General features: G+C 65.0%; 5 protein-coding genes. 1 reads left to right on the top strand and 4 read right to left on the bottom strand.

All coding sequences use genetic code 11. The features are described 5' to 3' along the window. The 3 genes from mscL to IT472_RS03295 form a co-directional block, all read right to left on the bottom strand. Positions 1 to 359, bottom strand: a 359-nt coding sequence (gene mscL, locus IT472_RS03305; RefSeq protein WP_297178330.1) for a large-conductance mechanosensitive channel protein MscL, incomplete at its 3' end; no start/stop codon positions are given. Between the two features lie 36 nt (positions 360 to 395). Further along, the gene (locus IT472_RS03300) at positions 396 to 1,118 is read right to left on the bottom strand and encodes a fumarylacetoacetate hydrolase family protein (protein ID WP_297178328.1); all 723 of its coding nucleotides are present in this window, start codon (positions 1,116 to 1,118) and stop codon (positions 396 to 398) included. After that, entirely contained in the window at positions 1,119 to 1,409 is a 291-nt protein-coding gene (locus IT472_RS03295) for a hypothetical protein (protein WP_297178324.1), read from the bottom strand. Between the two features lie 163 nt (positions 1,410 to 1,572). Between IT472_RS03295 and IT472_RS03290 the strand changes: the two genes are divergently transcribed. Beyond that, positions 1,573 to 1,863, top strand: a complete 291-nt coding sequence (locus tag IT472_RS03290) for a Rieske 2Fe-2S domain-containing protein (RefSeq protein ID WP_297178333.1) — start codon at positions 1,573 to 1,575, stop codon at positions 1,861 to 1,863. Positions 1,864 to 1,927: 64 nt separating this feature from the next. Here IT472_RS03290 and IT472_RS03285 read toward each other — a convergent pair whose 3' ends face one another. Further along, positions 1,928 to 3,766 carry an SLC13 family permease gene (locus IT472_RS03285; protein ID WP_297178319.1) on the bottom strand — a complete coding sequence of 613 codons (1,839 nt, stop codon included), beginning with the start codon at positions 3,764 to 3,766 and terminating at the stop codon, positions 1,928 to 1,930. Position 3,767: the final 1 nt, after the last annotated feature.

The raw sequence follows: 3,767 nt of genomic DNA, 5'->3' as shown, positions 1-3,767 counted from the left end.
GCCGGCGGTGCCTCCGGGGCGGCTTCTTCTTTCTTGTGCATGCGGTTGATCGTCTTGATGGCGAGGAACACCGCAAAGGCCACGATCAGGAACTGGACGATGGCATTGATGAATTCTCCGTAGGCAAGCACCACGGCAGCCACCGGTTTGCCGGCCGCATCGACCGTCGCCGCTTTGAGGACGATTCCGAGGGAGGCAAAATCGACGTTGCCGACGAACAGGCCGATCGGTGGCATCACCACCTTGTCGACCAGTGCCGTCACGATTTTCCCGAATGCGCCGCCGATGACCACGCCGACGGCGAGGTCGATCACGTTGCCGCGCATCGCAAATTCCTTGAACTCGGTCAGCATGCCCATCGATCACTCCGTTGCTTGCAGGTGGAAGCGGCCATCCTAGCGCAGCGGTGCGGTGATGCTGCCCTGCAGTTCCGGAAGGCCGTCGATGCGGGCGTGGAAGGCATCGCCCGGCAGCAGCGGGCCGACGCCGGCTGGCGTGCCCATGAACACCAGGTCGCCAGCACGCAAGGCGTACAGCAGCGAAAGTTCATACAGGATATCGGCGACGTTCCAGAGCATGTGGTCGAGCGAGGACTGCTGGCGAGGCTCGCCGTTGACCTCTAGCACGATGCGCGCGGAGGAGAGATCGCCCGCCTCGTCCACCGGCAGCAGCGCACTGAGCGGAGCCGACTGATCGAAGCCCTTGGCGGTGTCCCAGGGCAGGCCCTTGGCCTTGGCCGCCGCTTGCAGGTCGCGGCGGGTCAGGTCGAGGCCGACGCCGTAGCCGAACACCAGGGCTTCGGCATCCTCCGGCGCAACGACACCGTTTGCGTCACGCCCCAGCGCCACCACCAACTCGACTTCGTGGTGCAGCTGCGAAGTGGCGGCGGGATAGGGGACCTTGCCGTCGACGGCGATGGCATCGGCGGGTTTCATGAAGAAGGTCGGCACGCCGCGTTCGGCCTTGGAGGCGGGTGCAGCGGCGCCCATTTCGCGGGCATGCTCGGCGTAGTTGCGACCGACGCAGTAGATCCGGTGCACGGGGAACGTGCCCACCACAGCGCCTGCAAGATCGACCACCGGGACGCGCGGCGTGGCGCTGGCGGCGATCACATCCACTCAGCGCGCCAGCGGCAGTCCGGGCTTGTCGACCACGCGGAAACTGCCGTCGATGACATCGGTCCCGGCAGCGGCGGTGGCCGGCGTGCGCCGCCGTGCCCACGCTTGCCACAGCATCCCGCCGAGCAACATGGCCGCGCCCACGAACACGCCAAAGACCAGCAGCACCAGCAGCAGGACCACGCCGACGCTCCCGAACAGCGCACGCAGCAGCCGATGGCGCGGACGGCGCGGCGCAGTGAACGCATCGAAACGGGACCAACGGAAGGCGGAGCCGGGGAAGATCGTCATGGGCGAAGCGGGCAGGCCCGGGAGGCGTGAGACAATGTCGTGCAGTATCGGAACAACCTGCGGATCAGTTGTGAGTAGTTCGTTAAACGAGGGCGAAATTTCCGGGATCGACCTGCTGTCGCTGGCCGACCTGCCGCCGGATACGCTGGCCGAAGCCGAGGCCATGATCGATGGTGATGTCGAATCGCTGATTCTTTATCGCGAACCGAACGGCGGGGTGCGTGCATGGCGCAATATCTGCCCGCATGCCGGGCGTCGGCTCGACTATGCGCCGGGCAAATTCCTGCGCACGAAAAAAGGCGAGCTGATGTGCGCCGTCCATGGGGCCACGTTTGAACTGCCGGAGGGCCTGTGTGTCGTAGGCCCCTGTCGCGGCGAGTGCTTGCGCGCGGTTGCCGTGCGCGTGGACGACGGGCAGGTGCGGTTGGGGGAAGCGGGGCCAACGTCCGATTGAGCCTGTGTGCAGGGCCGCGTGGCAGCGCATGGAGCCTCGCCCGTCCCGATGCCCGGCGGAGCGGTCAATACATCACATTGATCATCAACACGATGATGGCTGTGTAGAGCAATGTCAGCGGACCGCCGGTGCGCCACATGTCGGCCGAGGTGTAGCCTGCCGGACCGGTGATCATCGAGATCGACGGATTGGATGCGGTCATGAAATTGTTGGAGGCTGAAAGCGCCACGATCAGGGCGAACGCGGTGGGGTTGCCGCCCACCGCCAACGCGAGGTTGATCGACAGCGGTACCAGTACGATGGTCGCCCCGACGTGGCTGATCACCAGCGAGAACAGTGTCGTCAACAATGCCAATGCCACCTCGATCAGCCATAGCGGGATGCCTTGGGGCATGCGATCAAGGGTGTGGCCCGCGACCCATGCGGCAGCGCCGCTGGAGTCCATTGCCCAGCCCAGCGGGATCAGGCAGGCCATCAGGAACACGGTCTTCCAACTGATCGCGGCATAGGCCTCGTCCATCTTCAGGACGCCAGTCACCAGCATCCCGGCGACGCCGGTCATCAGCGCGATCGCTGTTGGGATGCTCGACATCAGCGCCATCAGCATGCTGATGGCGAAGATGGCCATCGCGATCTTGAACTTATGCGGGCGCTGCTCGCCCTTTGGATAATCGGTAATGACCACGAAGTCGTGGCTTTTCGCGGCTTCGGCAAGGTCGGTCCAGATGCTGTGCAGCACCAGCATGTCACCGGCGCGGATCGGGATGTTGCGCACGTCCTCCCGCAGGACCTGCTTGTCGCGGTTGATCGCCAGCAGGCTCAGCCCGAACTGCTTGCGCAGCCGCAGTTGCGCCTGTGGCTTGCCGATGAACTTCGAAGTCGGTGGCACCACGGCTTCGGAGATGCCGGCGCGGCTCGGGTTGAACAGGTCGCCGAACACGCGCATGCGCGGGGACACGCGCAGGAAATTCTTCTGCGCGAAATCGTCGATCGCATCGCGTTCACCCATCACGCCGAGCACGCTGCCCACCCAGATTCGCGCATCCGACGGGGGGGCAAGCCGTGATTCGGTGCCGGTCTGCAGTGCCAGCAGCAAGGGCGCATCGACCTGTGATTCGGCATCGCCCACGCTCATGCCCACCAGGGGGCTGTCGGTGGTGACGGTCAATTCGAATATCTCACCCTCGAGGCCGTAGGCGCGGGCGAAGTAGCTTTGGGTGCGTGCCGGTGTCACCGGGCTGATGCGTTCCTCGGGCAGGATGCGGCGACCGAGAACGTGGAAATAGACCAATGAGGCCGCCAGCAGCGCCAGCCCGATCGGCAATGGCGCGAACATCTTCAGGGGTTCCAGTGTCGCGGCACCGGAAGGCATGTTGGCATTGGCCGACACCAGTAGGTCGTTGAGCAGGATCAGCGGCGAATTGCCGACCATGGTCAGGCTGCCGCCCATGATGATCGCGGCCGACATGGGCAACAGCAGTTTGGACAGACCGATGCCGGTGCGCGCGGTCAGCCGCGAGGCGACCGGAAGATACAGCGCCGTGGCCGCGGTGTTCTGGATGATCGAGGAATTGAGGCCGGCAACCGCCGAGGCCAGCAGCACCAAGCGGCTTTCGATGCCTTTCGCGTGCTGCAGCAACCAGCCGGCCAGTCGGTTGAGGGCGCCGGTGCGATCGAGCCCGGCGCCGAGGATCATGGTGGCGATGACGTTCATCACCGCGCCGGAGGAGAAACCGCCGAACAGGTCTTCGGGTGCCACCAGGCCGGTCAGCCCCAGCGCGACCAGCACCACCAGCGAGACCACGTCGCCACGGATGCGCTCGAACAGGAACATGACCATGGTGAACACCACCAGGCCCAGCACCAGCAGCATGTCGTTGGTGAGGGCGAGGGTGGTTTCCATT

Origin of the sequence: Thermomonas sp. (assembly GCF_020850895.1) — a bacterium.
GTDB lineage: Bacteria > Pseudomonadota > Gammaproteobacteria > Xanthomonadales > Xanthomonadaceae > Thermomonas.
The sequence above is the reverse complement of the archived record's forward strand: the minus strand, read 5'-3'. Positions and strand labels throughout refer to the sequence as shown.